The sequence below is a fragment of the Nautilia abyssi genome (assembly GCF_055388085.1).
On record NZ_AP042376.1, the window covers coordinates 88,880 to 104,937 of the forward strand.

The window sequence follows — 16,058 nt, forward strand, 5'->3', positions numbered from 1 at the left end:
GCGATGGAGAATATTAAAAATATTTTAAATAAATTCGACATGGAATATGTTGAAGATTATAAACCTACATGGGTTAAAGCTAAACTTAAAAACAAAGAAGATTTGTTAGAAGTTGTAGAAGCTTTAAAAGAAGCGGGTGTAAAAACATGTTCAACTGTTTCACCAACCGATTTTATTGATGAGAACAAAATAGAAGTAAATTATTTTTTAGAAGATCTTTTTAACAAAAAGAATGTTTGGCTGAAAGTTGATGTCCAAAGAGATCTTGATAAATGTGAAATTGACTCGATTACTCCTTTAATGCCAAGCGCAGACTGGCATGAGCTAGAGGCATATTCTACTTTCGGAGTTAAATTTAAAGGCCATCCGAATTTAAGATATTTCTTAATCAGCCGTGATTATTACGGTAAATTTCCGTTTAGAAAAGATTTTGACTGGAAAGCACATGAAGAGCATCTGATCCAAAATATCAACGATATTACAGAAGAATATTTTGAAGAATATGATGAAAATGAAGAAAATCTCGGGCATGAAGGAAGCAGAACGGTTCTTAACTGGGGACCTACGCATCCTGCCAGCGGACCTATAAGATTAAAAGTATATGTAAACGGTGAAAATATTGAAAGAGTAGAGCCGGATATCGGTTACGTATGGCGTGCTCTTGAACATTTGGCGGAAAGAAAAGATTTTATAGGAACTATTGTAGCAGTTGAGAGAATCTGTTTTATGGATAATCCAAATCCAATGATTTGCTATTCACAGGCTGTTGAGGAAATAGCAGGAAAAGAAATTACCGATTTCGCTAAATACATGAGAGTGATTTTAGGAGAAACCGGAAGAATAGCTTCTCACTTGATTTCAATGGGAGGCTTCTTCGGTACAATGGGGCTTCATACGTTTATGATGTGGTGTCTTGACATAAGAGAATACTTCTTGGACGTATTGGAAGATTATTCCGGCGCAAGAATCGCCACTGCATGTGTAGAACCGGGAGGAGTGAGATACCCGCTAAACGATTACAAAGCATGGTTTGAAGGAATTAATAAGGCCATTAAAAAATTTGAAGACACAAAAGCGGATATTACTGATATTTTTATGAAAAACCCTCTAATGAACACAAGGGCTAAAGGTAACGGTATATTCACTCTTGAAGATGTTGCGGAATATTATCTGGCAGGTCCTATTGCCAGAGCCAGCGGTGCAAAAATAGACGTAAGAATCGACGAACCTTACGCAGCGTATGACAAATTGGAAATGGATTATGTAAATTGTGATACAGGTGATGCCAGAGACAGACTTTTAATTATATTCAAAGAATTAGAACAGGCAATGGATCTTATCAAGCAGGCAATGGCAAAAATAGAAGAAGGTATTGAATCAGGTGAAATGGATCCTAAAAAAGACCATCTTGTAAAAATGCCTAGAAGAATGCCGGCAGGCGAAGCAGTTTCAAGAATTGAATGGGCTAGGGGCGAAATATTAATGCATCTTGTTACACAGGATAAATCAACAAGTCCTTACAGACTTAAAATTAAAGCGCCTAGCGTAAACCATACGATGATGCTAAACAAACTATTAAAAGGTAAAACCCTTTCAGATATTCCGTTACTGTACGGAAGTATGCATATCTGTCAGGGTGACCTGGATAGATAAGGAGAGAAAATGAGTGTTGGAGCAATGTTATTTTACATTTTGGTATTTCCGGGTCTTCTGTTTTTATTAGCATGGACGTTTTTCGTGTTTTATTTCGCAAGAAAAACGCTGGCTTATATACATAAAAGGGTTGGTCCGCATTTTAACGGTCCTGCAGGAACGCTGCAGACAGTATTTGACGTATTTAAATTATTGACTAAAGAATCTATCACTCCTAAGAGTGCGGATCCTTATCTATTTAATATCATTCCAATAATTACGCCTTTGGTTGCCGCGCTTCCGGTTATACTTATACCTTGGACGCCTCTGATTAATAACGGGCACGGTATTCTAGATACAAATTACGGTGTTTTGGGACTTGTTGTATTAATCGGCGTTGAGCCGTTTTTATTATTCCTTACAGGTTTCGGTTCAAACAATAAATACTCATTTCTTGGCGGTATGAGGATTTTGGCTCAGATGCTTTCGATGGAAGCGCCGTTTTTCCTTTCGGCATTAGCTCCTGCTTTGCTGTTCGGAACAATGAATTTATATGAAATTCAGTCAATGAATACTTGGCTTACTACACTGATTTTATTGCCAGGGGCAATTATATTCATTATTGCAATGTTAGGTATTCTTGAACAGCCTCCGTTTCATATCCCGGATGCTGAGCAGGAAATCGTATACGGTTTTTATACGGAATATGCCGGTACAAACTACGTACTTTTAAAATTTGCTGAATTTACAGAAATGCTTGTTGTTTCAGCTGCAGCTGTAGTTTTGTTTTTCGGAGGATACAGAGGGCTGTTTTTTGACAGTTTCTGGTGGCTGTTTTTGAAAATAGCCCTTTTAGCAGTGGTAATGGTTGCAATTAGGGCAAGTAACCCGAGATTAAGACTTGATCAAATGCTTAAGTTCTGTTGGAGCTGGCTGACTCCTTTGGCAATTCTAAACTTAGTTTGGATAATTTTTGCAAAAATATATATTTTAGGAGCATAAGATGTTTTTTAATGTTGTAGAAAAAATAATCAGGGTTACTAAAGCTTTTAGAGAGCCTAGAGTTGCGACTAAAGACGTTACTCACGAAACTATGCACAATTCTCCTATTTTTAGGGGTAAACATGAAATTAAGTATGATATATGTACAGGGTGTGAAGCCTGTGCAAAAATCTGTCCGGTTGATGCGATTATAATGGAGCCTTTGCCGATTAAAAGACCTAAGGCTTTGCCTGAAGTTAATTTGGGTATATGTATATTCTGCGGACTTTGTGAAGACGTATGTCCGACAAAACCGGAAAAAGCCATCAAACTAAGCGGCGGTACGTTCGAAATGATTACCGGAGGTACCGATGATGATATTAAGAATTACTGGGTTAAACCGGAAGTTCCGGCTGAATGGATAGAACAAAAGAAAAAAGAAGAAGAAGAAAAAGCTAGAAAAAAAGCTGAAATGCTTGCTAAGAAAAAAGCGGAAGCAGAAGCTAAGAAAAAGGCTGAAGCAGAAGCAAAAGCAAAAGAAGCTGAAAAGTCTGCTGAAAATACTGAAGCTTCTAAAGGAGATGCATAATGAGCGTATTAATACTTGCATTGGCGGTAATTCTTGCAGTAATGTCGTTGACACAAAAAAACACGGTTCCTGCCGTGCTTGCATTTGTGATGATGATGTTTTTGCTGGGTATTTACTATATTTTAATGGATGAAAAACTTTTAGGTTTATTTCAAATATTCGTATATACCGGAGGTATTGTTGTATTGACACTTTTCGGTGTAACTGTTATCGGTGCGAAATTTCCTAAATTTGAAATCAGACCTTGGGCTGTTGCTATTGTAACGGTTGTAGTAATCGGTTTATTGATAATTCCGTTTATTTTACCTCCTATTCCGTATGAAGGGAAAGCTATTCCTTTAAAAGACCAGGTTAAGGTATTTACTGATTTTTATGCTGAAATAGCAATTTTTATGGGTGTTGTGGCTGCTAGCGTATTGTACGGTAGTATCAGAATGCTGCATACACTAAAACATGAAAAGGAATAAAAATGGTTAATTTTTATATAGATGCAATATTTGCAATTATACTGTTCGGAGTAGGTTTGTACGGAGTTACAAGTAAAAGCGATTTTTTAAAGATTTTCTTTTCACTTGAAATACTGCTAAATGCAGTAATTCTGTTTTTAGCCAGTGCGGCATATCATTTCGGTCTTACAAGAGGACTGGCGGTTGCATACGTAATTATTGTAATCGCAACACTTGAAGCGGCTGCCGGAGTGCTTATTTTCTTATTAAGCTACAGAATTACCGGCGAAATTATTCCAGATAAACTAGATAAGGCGGTGAGCGATGAATAATGCAGTATTAATATTATTGTGCGCACCGTTTTTAGGTGCGGTTTTAGCGTACATTTTAGGAAAAATCAAAATAAATTTAGCGTTTTGGGTAGCTGAAATAGTAGGTGCAATGCTGTTTTTAGCCAGTATTGTAATTTTTATTAATTACAGCAATACTCCGATAAACATTGATTATACATGGATATCGTACGGAGATTTAAAATTGCCGTTTGGTATTTATATTGACCATTTAAGTATAGTAATGTTGCTGATTGCTACAGGATTGGGATTTGCGGATATACACTTTGCGCATGATTATATGGGCGAAGATCCGGATCAGCCTAGATACTATGCAAAAGTTTTATTCTTTATCGGCGGTATGATTTTACTCGTAATTACAAAAGATTTAATCGGTGCCTTCGTAGGCTGGGAATTCATGGGGCTTGCGTCTTATGCACTGATTAGTTTCTGGTATTACAAAAATTCTGCGGCCGATGCGGGTATGCAGGCGTTTTTATATACGAGATTCGGTGATATATTCATTTTAGCGGCTATAGGTTTACTTGTTTATTATACAGGTACTGTTAATTTGGTTGAGCTGAATGAAATGGCAAATGCAGGTGAAATTTCTAAAAATGTCGCATTGGTTGTAGCACTGTTTATATTTATGGGTGCTATCGGTAAATCAGGTCAGTTTCCTCTTTATCCGTGGCTTATGAACGCTATGGAAGGTCCGACAACAGTATCGGCGTTAATCCACGGTGCGACAATGGTTAACTCAGGTATATATATTGTTGCTAGATTATTTGACTTCTTCCATTATACAGATGCGTTGTTTATTGTGGCTAACGTTGCTGCACTTTCAGCGTTTATCGGAGCGACAAGTGCGCTTGTGCAAAAAGAGATCAAAAAAATACTTGCGTATTCAACAATGTCGCATTTGTCTATAGCATTCGTAGGATTAGGTGTCGGCAGTTTAGCTGCAGGTATGCTTCATTTGGTAAACCATGCTATTTTTAAAGCACTTTTATTCTTAAGTGCTGGTGCCGTTATATATATAGCACACCATACAAAAGACGCATGGAAACTGGGAGGTTTAATTAAAACCGCTCCGTTTGTTGCGTTGTTTATGGCAATGGGATCACTTTCACTTGCAGGTGTTCCGCCGTTTAGCGGTTTCTTTTCTAAAGAAGCGGTAATTGCTTCAGCATGGGCTCACGGAAATGAATTTACAAAAGTGTTTGTAACTATTGCGGCGTTATTGTCAATCGGATACATTACAAGACTTTGGGTACTTATTTTCTTAGGCGAACCTAGAAATGAAGATATAGCGGGTAGTGTGCATGCGCCTAGCAATCTTTGGATAAGACTGCCTCTTGGAATATTGGCGTTTGTTACTCTGTTTATATCAATCTGGCAAAGCGATATTGTAAGCTTTATATTAAACGGTAAAGAAATGGTTGAACCGCATATTGCAGGTCTTACCGCATTTATGCTTACAGGAATGATGATTATTTTCTTAATTGTTGTTGGGCTTTATGTAAAAGGTCTCAATCTTTTATATAAAATTGCATCTCATCATTTTGTACAGACAATCCATCAGATTTTATTCAACGGATATTATGTTGAAAAAATGATTACATGGATATCAAAAACCATAGTTGTAAATGCTGTGGCTAAAGCAGCAAGATGGTTTGATACAAATGTAATAGATTATCTTGTAAACGCGACAGTGCCGGCTACACAGGGCGTATATAAAGTATTAAGAGCCGGACACAGCGGTAAAATCGGTACTTATATGGGTCAATTCGTTATCGGTGTTGCGATAATCGTTATTGCAATCTTAATAATTGTAAAGGGTCTATGATGGTGGCTGTAGATATTATCTTTGCACCGATATTTTTATCGGTATTACTCTATTTTTTAACGAGAAACAATCAGGAGCTTGCTAAATATATAGCTCTTGGCTGGTTTATAGTACAGTTTTTTATCGCGTTTAGTTGGTATAATGCTCTTCCTCAGGAAGGTTTTTTAGAACTTGGAACATATTTGAGCGTTCCGCAGTTTGGATTTGATTTGACGCTAAGAGTCGATGCGCTTAGTGTCGCAATGTTACTGCTTACGGCCGCATTGTTGATTTTGGTTGTATTTACATCATGGGAAGAAAAAAACCAGGCTGCGTATTTCAGTCTGCTTGTGCTATTCAGCGGACCAATTTTTGGTGTGTTTATGACAACAAACGTTTTATGGTTCTTTATGTTCTGGGAGCTTACATTAGTACCGATGTTTTTCCTCGTAGGTTTTTGGGGCGGAGAAAGAAGAATTTATGCAGCGGTTAAATTCTTCTTATATACACACGTAGCGAGTATGTTTATGTTTGTCGGTTTTTATCTTCTGTTTAAACAGACAGGATACTGGGATTTAACACTAATAAGAGAAACCGCTTTAGCGACTCCTGCATTAATCTGGTGGTTTATGTTTATAGGATTTGCAGCAAAACTTCCTGCATTTCCATTCCATACATGGCTGCCTGACGCACACGTTGAAGCGCCTAGCAGTATTTCAGTATTGCTTGCGGGTGTTTTACTTAAAATGGGTGCTTACGGTTTAATAAGATTTACTGTAGAGTTAATGCCGATAACTACTCAGGAATTTGCAAAATGGATGCTTATAATTGGTCTTAATACTACGTTGTTTGCCGGAATGCTGGCTATTTATGAAAGACATATCAAAAGAATGGTTGCTTACAGCTCAATTTCGCACATGGGACTTGTAGTGGTTGCCATTGCGACAATGAGTTATGACGGTTTAAGCGCAGCTCTTTATGAAATGATCGGGCACGCTCTTGTTATTTCTCCGTTATTCTTAATTGCGGGATGGATGCATCATAAAACCCATACATGGTATATGGATGAAATGGGCGGAATTATGAAAAAAGCTCCTTATGCGAGTGCAATATTTATATTAGCAGGTATGGCTGCATTGGGTCTGCCTGGCACAATGGGATTTGTAGGCGAACTTACTATTATAGTATCGGCTATTAAATCATTCGGATGGTGGATAGCTGTAATAGCAATAGCTTCACTGATCAGTGCCGGATATATTATCTGGGCTGTAAGAAGATCTATTCACGGTGAAATGTCACCGCTTGTGCAAAAAGTAGAATTTACTATGAGTTTTCCTGAAAAAGCTGCATTGGCAATTTTTGCGTTGTTGATTGTTTATTTCGGTATTCAACCACAGCCGATATTTGATTTAGCAAATAAAGCATTTAGCTTTCTTGGAGGTATGTAATGAGTTTTATAATATTAATAGCAGCGGGATTACTTGTACCGGTTTTTTATAAAAGCAACATTTTCATTGCAAAACTTATTGCAATTGTCGCTTTTATTGCTAGTGCGGTAATGATTTACAACGGAATGAGTTTAAATGACGTATTTCCGTTTTTTGTGTTGGACAGTTCAACTCAGTTGATGGAATATGTACTGTTGGCGACATTAGCCGCGGTTACACTTTCGTTAACAGGTTTTGAAAGACCTCTGATAGCGCAGATGCTTTTTGTAGCAGGTGCGAGTATTGCAATTTTAGAGACTGACAATTTCTTTTTATTTATAGTTTTATTTGAAGTGATTGCAATTATTTCTTATGTTTTAGTTGCAAATATCAGAAACTTTTACAATGCTGAGGGTGCAATAAAAGCGTTTATTGCTGGTGCGGTAGCAAGCGGTATTATTTTGCTTGGTTTTGCTTTGTTCAGTTTTGTAACAGACAGTTTTACTTATGCGGAAATGAACGTTCACGGTAAATTTACCTTAATTGCCGTAGCTATTATGCTTGCGGGTATTTTTTACAAACTTACAGTTGTACCTATGCACGGTTGGGCAGCGGATGCATATTCTCAGGTTAACCATGCTGCTGCTGCGATACTGAGCGGTGTTATTAAAAGTGTAATGTTAGTAGCTGTATTTAAAGCATTTTACAAGTTTTTAATCGCATATCCTACATCAACTGTTTTAATTTTCAGTTTCTTTGCGATTTTGACTATGACATTAGCAAACTTCATGGCCTTATGGCAAAAAAGAATATCTAAAATACTTGCGTATTCATCAATCGCACACAGCGGTTATGCATTAATTCCATTTGCGGCTGCCGCAAGTGTATATTCATATACGGGTGTGCTTTATTATGCGATTGCATATATATTTATGCAGACAAGCGTATTTTTAATTTTAAATGACTTGAGAAGAGAAGCAGGTGTGAAATATTTAGAAGATATTAAAGGGCTTGGCGCGAAAGCTCCTATGCATGCTTTATTCTTTACTATTCAGCTGTTTTCACTTGCGGGTATTCCTCTATTGGCAGGATTTTTATCTAAAGCGGTTGCGTTTTATGCAGGTATAGATGCTGGATTATGGCCGATTGTTTTAATTGCGTTGTTAAATTCAGCCCTAGCGGTTGCATATTACGCATGGATAGTTAAACATATTTATTTTGACAAGCCTGTTGAAGGAACTATTAAAAAAATAACAATTTCAAGCGGAAGTCTTATAGGCCAGCTTATACTGTTAATCGGAACTATTTACTTCGGTATAGTAGCAGCTCAAGTATTTAACACTACAATTTCAATGTAGTCTTTTGCTATAATTAGCAAAAAGGCTAGAGTTGAAATTTCTTCTTCTTTTATTTTCTTTTTTAAATTTATTTGCGTTAAGTATCAATGTCGATTATTCAAAAGAGAAATATCCTTATGAAATAATGACGTTATATAACAAACAGCCTTTTTCATGTATAAAAAAAGAGCACTCGGTAGAATGCGTTTTTGACAAAACTCCTTCAACTCCGGTATTTAAAACAGATACGATTTTTTTTAAAATCACACCGGTGTTTAAAAACGGCAAATTTTTTATTATTTTTAATATAAAAGGCAATTTTATTCTTAAATCTTTTGAAGAAAACCAGTATAACAATCCTGTTATAGGAGCCGATTTAAAAAAAGCAAAAAAATGGGTTGTTATAGCTTCGAAAATTATACCTTTTATAGACAATTCTAAAAATACGGGATTAAATTTTTATTTTCATAATTCTCCCAAACCTTATATAGGCACTATCGATGAAAACGGAAATCCTATTAATATTAACAATCAGGCGAAAGATATAATTAAATATTTTGAAATCAAAAAAGCATATGAAAAAGGAAGGGACGTACTTGATGAAATCAACCAGTTTATAAAAGATTACCCAAATTCCGTTTTTCTGCCGGATGTAGAGTTTTTAAAAATAAAAATATTAGACCAAGAAAATAAATCTGACGAAGTTATTAAACTTGCGAAAGAGTGGATAAAAAAATTTGCTTATAATGAGAATCTTCCAAAAGTGTTGCTTATAATGGCTAAAAACTATACAAAGCTCGGTTTTATGACAGACGCTAGTTATTTTTATCAAAGAATCATTACAGAATATCCTAATACAAAAGAAGCATACCTTGCAATGATATACTGGGCTGACCAGATGTATATAACCGGTGAAAGCAAAAAAGCTTTCGAACTGTATAAAAAAGCTTTATATTCAACAAAAGACATAAACATTGCATCGCTTGCAGCAATGAGACTGGCACAGAGATATATGGATAAAGGCGATATAAAAACCGCTTTTGAATATTATAAGAGAGTTTATCAGGCGAATAAGAATTTTATTTTAAAGGATAAACAAAAAGCGTATGAATTAGCAAAAACACTTGCTTCCCATCAGTTATATTCTCTTGCCATAGAAATAGGCGAAGATCTTCTTAAAAGGCTGAAAAAGCTTGATAATTTATATGAGCCGCTTGAATACCATTTGGCGGTATGGTCTTATGAAGCAGGCAATTATGATAAAGCCGCGTATTGGATTAATAAATATTTAAACGAATTTCCTTACGGTGATTACAGCGATCAGCTGCAGGCGTTAAGAGATAAGGTTCTTTTTGAGGTAAACGACGGAAACGTAACCGAACAGCTTCAAAAAATCGATGAAATTATAAAAAAATACAAAGGCCAGCCTATAGCGCAAAAAGCTTTATATAAAAAAGTAATGCTTTTATATAAATTAAAAAAATACGGCGATATATTAAAAATGAAAAAACAGATTATGAATATAGACGATAATCTTATGAAAAACAAAAAAGAGTTTATTCAAAAGGTTGCTAAAGAATATGCAGTGAAGCTGTTAAAAGAAAACAACTGTTTAGAAGCCGTTAAAATTATTAAAGAATACAGACTGGCTCTTGATAAAAAATATGATGACCGGCTGTATAAATGTGCGATAGATGCAAGAAATTTTGATCTGGCATCGGTAATATGCAATAAATATCTGGATTCTCCGAATGATAAAGTTTTTATTAAATGGATGGAAAGAAAGATAAAAGCTCTAGAAGGAATGGGAGACTATAAAAGCGTAGTAACGGCAATAGATGATTTATGCAGGGTAAAAAAAGTTAAATGTTATAAGTATGAATTAAAAAAATTCTTTGCTTTATGGAAACTTAAAAGATATAAAGAAGCGCTTGAAGTAGCTAAACAGCTAGATAAAACGAAAGATATAAGAAACTGTGATGCGTTTATTAAGATTGTAAACTGGTCTTTGGAAAACGGAGACGGTTTGACGGCCGCCGTTTATGCCAAAAAAATTATAGATCTGCAAAATATGTTTAAAGCGTATCCATATTCGCCTTTTGTAGAATTTACGTATGCTAAATATACTAAAAATAAAAAAGAAGCGATAAAAGTTCTTAAAGATCTCCTTCCGAGAGTCAGCGGCGAAGACAAGGCCAGGGCGCTTTATATGCTGGCTAATCTGACAGGAAAGAAAACTTATCTTAATCAGTGTATTAAAGTCAAAAATTCGAAACTTTGGAAAGGTCTTTGCAAAGACGCTTTAAATCTTTTTTAATAAAAAATATTAACGGATGTATTTTATTAGCTTATATCTGCGTGAATATTTGAAATTTAAGAAAAATTTTAATAATATTCCGATAATTATCTAAAAAGGAATATAATGGATTGGACAAAAAACAGCTGGAGAAACAAACCGATAAAACAGCAGCCGGTATATGAAGATCAAGAGAAATTAAAACAGGTTGAAAAAGAGTTGAGCAAATATCCTCCGCTTGTATTTGCCGGGGAAGTTAGAAGTTTAAAAAAAGATTTGGCAAAAGTATGCGAAGGAAAAGCCTTTTTGCTTCAGGGTGGGGACTGTGCGGAAAGTTTTGCGGAATTTGATGCAAATAATATAAGAGATATGTTTAAAGTTATGATGCAGATGGCTGTAGTACTTACTTTTGCAGGTGGACTTCCTGTAGTAAAAATAGGCAGAATAGCCGGTCAGTTTGCAAAACCTAGAAGCAGTGATTATGAAGAGAAAAACGGAGTTAAATTACCTAGTTACAGAGGAGATATAATAAATTCTATCGAATTTACTCCTGAAGCAAGAAAAGCTGATCCGGAAAGAATGCTTAAAGCATATAACCAGTCAGCGGCCACAATGAACCTTTTAAGGGCTTTTGCTAGGGGCGGTCTTGCGGATCTTAGAAAAATACACAAATGGACACTTGATTTCGTTAAAGAATCTCCGCAGGCACATAAGTTTGAAGAGCTTGCAGACAGAATTACGGAAAGTCTTAAATTTATGGAAGCTGTGGGAATAAATCCTGAAAACACTCCAAAATTAAGAGAAACAAGTCTTTATACGTCACATGAAGCGCTTTTACTGAATTATGAAGAAGCCCTTACAAGACAGGATTCTCTTACAGGAGAATGGTATGACTGTTCTGCACATATGCTGTGGATCGGAGACAGAACGAGAGATCCTAATGAAGCACATGTTGAATTTTTAAGGGGAGTTAAAAATCCTGTAGGCGTTAAAGCCGGACCAACTATGACTCCGGAAGGTCTTTTGGAAATAATTGAAAAACTGAATCCTGAAAATGAACCGGGAAGAATCAATATAATCGTGAGAATGGGTGCTGATAAAATTGAAAATGAATTTCCTAAATTATTAAAAGCAGTAAAAGATGCAGGTAAAAACGTTGTATGGAGCATCGATCCGATGCACGGAAATACGGTTAAAACCCCGAACGGGTATAAAACAAGAGATTTTAACGAAGTTTTAAGAGAAGTAAAAGGTTACTTCAAAGTACATGAAGAAATGGGAACATTCCCTGGAGGAGTTCATTTGGAAATGACCGGTAGGGAAGTTACAGAATGCGTCGGCGGTTCTCAGGAAATTAAAGAATGCGATCTGGAAAGATGCTATGAGACTCACTGCGATCCTAGATTAAATGCTACGCAGGCATTAGAGCTTTCATTCTTAATTGCGGATCTTTTAAAACAGGCAATTAACAAAAATCCTCAAATTTAATCCGGAAGGATTTATTTCCGGATTTCTTTTAATATAATTTCTTCCAGTTTATCAAGCGGTGCCGATATTTTTTGTTTGAACTGTGTTCTGTTGAATGTCTGCTGTCTTTTTGCAAGTCTTGCAGTGTTGGTAATAATTTTTTCTTTTAGTTTATCGTAAGTGTATAAACCGTTGAAATAATCCAAGACTTCTTTAATTCCTATTGCTTTTAGTGCCGGCAGTCTTCTGTCCAGATATTTTTTTTCAAGATATGCAACTTCGTCTATAAGTCCGTTTTTAAACATTTTTTCGGTTCTTTTTCTTATTCTTTCTCTAAGCAGTTCCCTGTTTACGTCAATTTCGAAAATAGGGATGTCTTTTATTACCGGTTTGGGAGGATTTAAACGGAAATAATCACTTGGAGGAGTGTTTGAAGCCAAGTATATTTCTATTCCTTTTTGTATTCTGTATGTGTCATTGGGAGAAATTTTTTCTGCGTAGTTTTTATCTATTGATTTTAAAAATTTATAATCTCTTTTTTTTGCCTCTTTTTTAATTTCTTCAGTAATTTCAGGCATTTGTGATATTCCTTCGGTCATAGCTTTAAGGTAAAATCCGGTTCCCCCAACTATTATAAGCTTTTTATGCGGAATCTGTCTGTAAATTTCAATAAATTTCGCTACGTCGAATTTTTGATTTGGATAAATTTCGTTTATACCGTAATGTTTTACGAGTGAGAGCTCTTTAGGAGAAGGTTTGGCTGATGCTATATCTATTTCTTTATAAATACTCAGCGAGTCTAGAGAAAGTATTTCATATCCGAGTTTTAATGCGAGATTTATTGCCAAATCGCTTTTTCCGCTAGCCGTAGGACCTATAATTGCAAACATAAAGACCTTTTTTGATACAATTATACAAAATAAGTTATTAAGTTGATAAGTTGTGAAGCAGTTAAGGAGAAAGAATAATGTTAAAAAAATATATGGATCTGGTTAAATTCTCACATACTATATTCAGTATACCTTTTATTTTGATAGCTATGGTTGTTGCGGCAGACGGATGGTTTGGTTGGAAACTGCTGTTTTTGGGTCTACTTGCAGCAGTAAGCGCCAGAAATTTTGCAATGGCCGTAAACAGGCTGGTTGACAGGGATATTGACGCTAAAAATCCCAGAACGCAAAACAGACCTTCTGTAACAGGAGAAATAAGTGAATCTCAAATAAAGCTCTTTATTTTAGCCAATGCTCTTATTTTTATAGGGACCGCGTATTTAATCAACTCATTGGCATTTAAACTTTCAATTCCGATTCTTATTGTTTTGGGCGGTTACAGTTATTTTAAAAGATTTAGCGAATTTGCGCATTTAATACTTGGAATATCACTTGGACTTGCGCCGATTGCGGGAGCAATTGCAATAAGTGCATCAATACCTTGCTGGTCTGTGTTTTTGGCTCTCGGAGTGATGTTTTGGGTGGCAGGCTTTGATATTTTATATTCGCTTCAGGATATGGAGTTTGATAAAAATGAGGGGCTGCATTCCATTCCGGTGCTTGTTGGAGAAAAAGGCGCTATTTTTATCTCAAGCATGTTTCATGTGTTCAGCGTAATATTCTGGGCTCTTTTCGCCGCTTATGCAAATCTTGGATTTTTTGGCTGGCTTGCGGTGGTTCTTGCTGCGGTAATGCTTTATTATGAGCAGAAACTTGTAAGAAGAGATTTTAAAAATATTCCAAAAGCATTTTTTGATGTAAACGGATATCTCGGAATAGCGTTTTTAATATTAATTATTCTTGACAAGGTGTAAAAATGCCTAGATTAATTCCTGCGTTTATCGAATTTGAATTTAACGAATATAATGAAGTGTTAAAAGAAGAGTATGATAAACTCGGAAGCGAAAGCGACGATCCGATAGGACAGTATATAAAGCTTGCAAAAGCAAGAGGCGAAACAAAAGAGACAGATCCCGTTTTAATGGAACTCCTAATAGCGCTTCACAGGAAAATAGACGAACTGAGCGCTTATATAAAAAATGAAAAAAAAGAGCTTTTAAAACTTAACGAAAAAACCGAAATAGAAAAGATCGGTTTTGACTATTTTGAAATAAAAGAGCCGCTTTTTAAAAAAGGCGTAAAATATTACGGCAGAATGTCTCTTCCGGTATTTCCTCCGAGAACAGTACCTATTATATTTGAAGCGGAAAATGAAAAATTGGGTAAAATTTTACTGATGCACGAACGAGACCTGAAAGATTACAACGCATTTATTATGGCTAGAGAAAGGGCAATAATCAGGGAAATGAAGGGAACTAATGGGTAAAATAGAAATAATTATGTTTTTAGGCCTTAGCGGGTTTATACTTTTTTTGTTTTTTTATATGTTAAAAAGGGACAAAGTCGTAGACAGTAAAATGGCGGCGCTAGAACTTGCGTTGGAAGATTTGAATCAGGAACTGTTTAAAATAAAAAAAGATTTAAAAAACAATAATACGCAGAAAACTCTGGAAGAGATGGAAAGTGTAATAGAAAAACTTATAAGCAATGTAAAAAAAATGGAAGAAAAAAACATTAAGTATATTAAAGAACTTGAAAATAAACTTTTCAGTGTTGAGCATTCTGTTAAAAGTAAGATGGTGGATTTTTCAAATATCAATAAAACAGACGAACAGAAAATAATCAATTTGTATAAAAACGGTTACTCCATTGAAGATATAAGCAGAGAATTGAGGATACCTGCAGGTGAGGTTGAACTGGTTATAAAATTTCAAAGTTTATAGAAAAAAGAATAAAAAAGAGTTTTAAAACTTAAAGTTTACTTAAATTAAGGTTTTTTTAAGTTTTCTAAACTAAAATTCCATACCTAAAAAATTCACAAAAGGTGTGATAATGAAATTTACTAAATCAATTAGAGAAGAAGATGTTAAAAGAGATTGGATTTTAATAGATGCAAAAGATAAAATATTCGGTAGAGTAATCACTGAAATCGCAACAATTCTTAGAGGTAAACATAAACCATATTTTACTCCTCACGTAGACTGTGGTGATTATGTAGTTGTTATTAATGCAGATAAAGTTAAATTTTCTACATCAAAAAAATTAGAAGACAAATACTATAAACATACAGGTTATTTTGGAAACCTAAAAGAAGAAACAGTAGAAAAACTTCTTACAAACAATCCAGAAAAATTATTTAAACTTGCGACAAGAGGAATGCTTCCAAAAACTAAACTTGGAAGAAAAATGCTTAAAAAATTAAAAGTATACGCAGGTGAAAATCATCCTCATACAGCTCAAGTAAAGGGTAACTAATGAAAATGCACGGAAGAATTTACGCAACAGGAAAAAGAAAAGAAGCAGTAGCAAAAGTATGGCTAAAAGCCGGAAGCGGTAATATTACTGTTAACGGTAAACCTTTAGACGAGTTTTTAGGTGGTAGAGAAGCGCTTAAACTTAGAGTAAGATGGCCGTTAATGCTTACTAAACAAGAAAATGCCGTAGATATCGATGTAAAAGTATTCGGAGGCGGGTTTGCGGCTCAAGCCGATGCTGTAAAACACGGTATATCTAAAGCGCTTGTAGAATATGCTCCTGAATTCAGAACTATTCTTAAACCTGCAGGTTTATTGACAAGAGATGCAAGAAGAGTAGAAAGAAAAAAATACGGGAAAAAGAAAGCGAGAAAATCTCCACAATTCTCAAAAAGATAAGTTTTTATCTTTTTTTCTTTTTT

General features: G+C 35.3%; 16 protein-coding genes. 15 read left to right on the forward strand and 1 reads right to left on the reverse strand.

Annotation, left to right across the window (positions count from 1 at the left end; all coding sequences use genetic code 11):
* Nucleotides 1-3 precede the first annotated feature (3 nt).
* The 10 genes from ACZ5EP_RS00390 (at nucleotide 4) to ACZ5EP_RS00435 (ending at nucleotide 12,353) form a co-directional block, all read left to right on the forward strand.
* Nucleotides 4-1,653, forward strand: a complete 1,650-nt coding sequence (locus ACZ5EP_RS00390) for an NADH-quinone oxidoreductase subunit D-related protein (RefSeq protein ID WP_464508964.1) — start codon at nucleotides 4-6, stop codon at nucleotides 1,651-1,653.
* Between the two features lie 9 nt (nucleotides 1,654-1,662).
* Nucleotides 1,663-2,634: a complex I subunit 1/NuoH family protein gene (locus ACZ5EP_RS00395; RefSeq protein WP_127681359.1), complete on the forward strand. Its 972-nt coding sequence runs from the start codon at nucleotides 1,663-1,665 to the stop codon at nucleotides 2,632-2,634.
* 1 nt (nucleotide 2,635) lies between these two features.
* The gene (locus ACZ5EP_RS00400) at nucleotides 2,636-3,202 is read left to right on the forward strand and encodes a 4Fe-4S binding protein (RefSeq protein ID WP_464508965.1); all 567 of its coding nucleotides are present in this window, start codon (nucleotides 2,636-2,638) and stop codon (nucleotides 3,200-3,202) included.
* Nucleotides 3,202-3,669 carry an NADH-quinone oxidoreductase subunit J family protein gene (locus ACZ5EP_RS00405; RefSeq protein ID WP_464508966.1) on the forward strand — a complete coding sequence of 156 codons (468 nt, stop codon included), beginning with the start codon at nucleotides 3,202-3,204 and terminating at the stop codon, nucleotides 3,667-3,669. The genes ACZ5EP_RS00400 and ACZ5EP_RS00405 overlap by 1 nt, the downstream gene beginning before the upstream one ends.
* Before the next feature lie 2 nt (nucleotides 3,670-3,671).
* A complete protein-coding gene (locus ACZ5EP_RS00410; RefSeq protein WP_127681353.1) occupies nucleotides 3,672-3,980 on the forward strand; it encodes an NADH-quinone oxidoreductase subunit NuoK in 309 nt (102 codons plus the stop codon).
* On the forward strand, nucleotides 3,973-5,826 hold the full coding sequence (locus ACZ5EP_RS00415; protein WP_464508967.1) for an NADH-quinone oxidoreductase subunit 5 family protein: 1,854 nt from the start codon (nucleotides 3,973-3,975) through the stop codon (nucleotides 5,824-5,826). Before ACZ5EP_RS00410 ends, ACZ5EP_RS00415 begins: the two co-directional genes overlap by 8 nt.
* Nucleotides 5,823-7,253, forward strand: a complete 1,431-nt coding sequence (locus ACZ5EP_RS00420) for a complex I subunit 4 family protein (protein WP_464508968.1) — start codon at nucleotides 5,823-5,825, stop codon at nucleotides 7,251-7,253. The genes ACZ5EP_RS00415 and ACZ5EP_RS00420 overlap by 4 nt, the downstream gene beginning before the upstream one ends.
* Nucleotides 7,253-8,590, forward strand: a complete 1,338-nt coding sequence (locus ACZ5EP_RS00425) for an NADH-quinone oxidoreductase subunit N (protein WP_464508969.1) — start codon at nucleotides 7,253-7,255, stop codon at nucleotides 8,588-8,590. The genes ACZ5EP_RS00420 and ACZ5EP_RS00425 overlap by 1 nt, the downstream gene beginning before the upstream one ends.
* Nucleotides 8,591-8,621: 31 nt before the next feature.
* Nucleotides 8,622-10,886, forward strand: a complete 2,265-nt coding sequence (locus ACZ5EP_RS00430; RefSeq protein ID WP_464508970.1) for a tetratricopeptide repeat protein — start codon at nucleotides 8,622-8,624, stop codon at nucleotides 10,884-10,886.
* Between the two features lie 105 nt (nucleotides 10,887-10,991).
* Nucleotides 10,992-12,353 carry a class II 3-deoxy-7-phosphoheptulonate synthase gene (locus ACZ5EP_RS00435; protein ID WP_464508971.1) on the forward strand — a complete coding sequence of 454 codons (1,362 nt, stop codon included), beginning with the start codon at nucleotides 10,992-10,994 and terminating at the stop codon, nucleotides 12,351-12,353.
* 11 nt (nucleotides 12,354-12,364) lie between these two features.
* Here the strand turns inward: ACZ5EP_RS00435 and miaA are convergent, their stop codons facing one another.
* A complete protein-coding gene (miaA, locus tag ACZ5EP_RS00440) occupies nucleotides 12,365-13,222 on the reverse strand; it encodes a tRNA (adenosine(37)-N6)-dimethylallyltransferase MiaA (RefSeq protein WP_464508972.1) in 858 nt (285 codons plus the stop codon).
* A 77-nt stretch (nucleotides 13,223-13,299) separates the two neighbouring features.
* Between miaA and mqnP the strand changes: the two genes are divergently transcribed.
* The 5 genes from mqnP (at nucleotide 13,300) to rpsI (ending at nucleotide 16,035) form a co-directional block, all read left to right on the forward strand.
* Nucleotides 13,300-14,136 carry a menaquinone biosynthesis prenyltransferase MqnP gene (gene mqnP, locus ACZ5EP_RS00445; RefSeq protein ID WP_127681339.1) on the forward strand — a complete coding sequence of 279 codons (837 nt, stop codon included), beginning with the start codon at nucleotides 13,300-13,302 and terminating at the stop codon, nucleotides 14,134-14,136.
* Nucleotides 14,137-14,138: 2 nt separating this feature from the next.
* Nucleotides 14,139-14,648, forward strand: coding sequence for a hypothetical protein (locus ACZ5EP_RS00450; protein ID WP_464508973.1), 510 nt, complete (start codon nucleotides 14,139-14,141; stop codon nucleotides 14,646-14,648).
* Nucleotides 14,641-15,105, forward strand: a complete 465-nt coding sequence (locus tag ACZ5EP_RS00455; RefSeq protein ID WP_464508974.1) for a DUF6115 domain-containing protein — start codon at nucleotides 14,641-14,643, stop codon at nucleotides 15,103-15,105. Before ACZ5EP_RS00450 ends, ACZ5EP_RS00455 begins: the two co-directional genes overlap by 8 nt.
* Before the next feature lie 109 nt (nucleotides 15,106-15,214).
* Nucleotides 15,215-15,637, forward strand: a complete 423-nt coding sequence (rplM, locus tag ACZ5EP_RS00460; RefSeq protein ID WP_127681333.1) for a 50S ribosomal protein L13 — start codon at nucleotides 15,215-15,217, stop codon at nucleotides 15,635-15,637.
* Nucleotides 15,638-15,642: 5 nt separating this feature from the next.
* Entirely contained in the window at nucleotides 15,643-16,035 is a 393-nt protein-coding gene (gene rpsI / locus ACZ5EP_RS00465; protein ID WP_246831117.1) for a 30S ribosomal protein S9, read from the forward strand.
* Nucleotides 16,036-16,058: the final 23 nt, after the last annotated feature.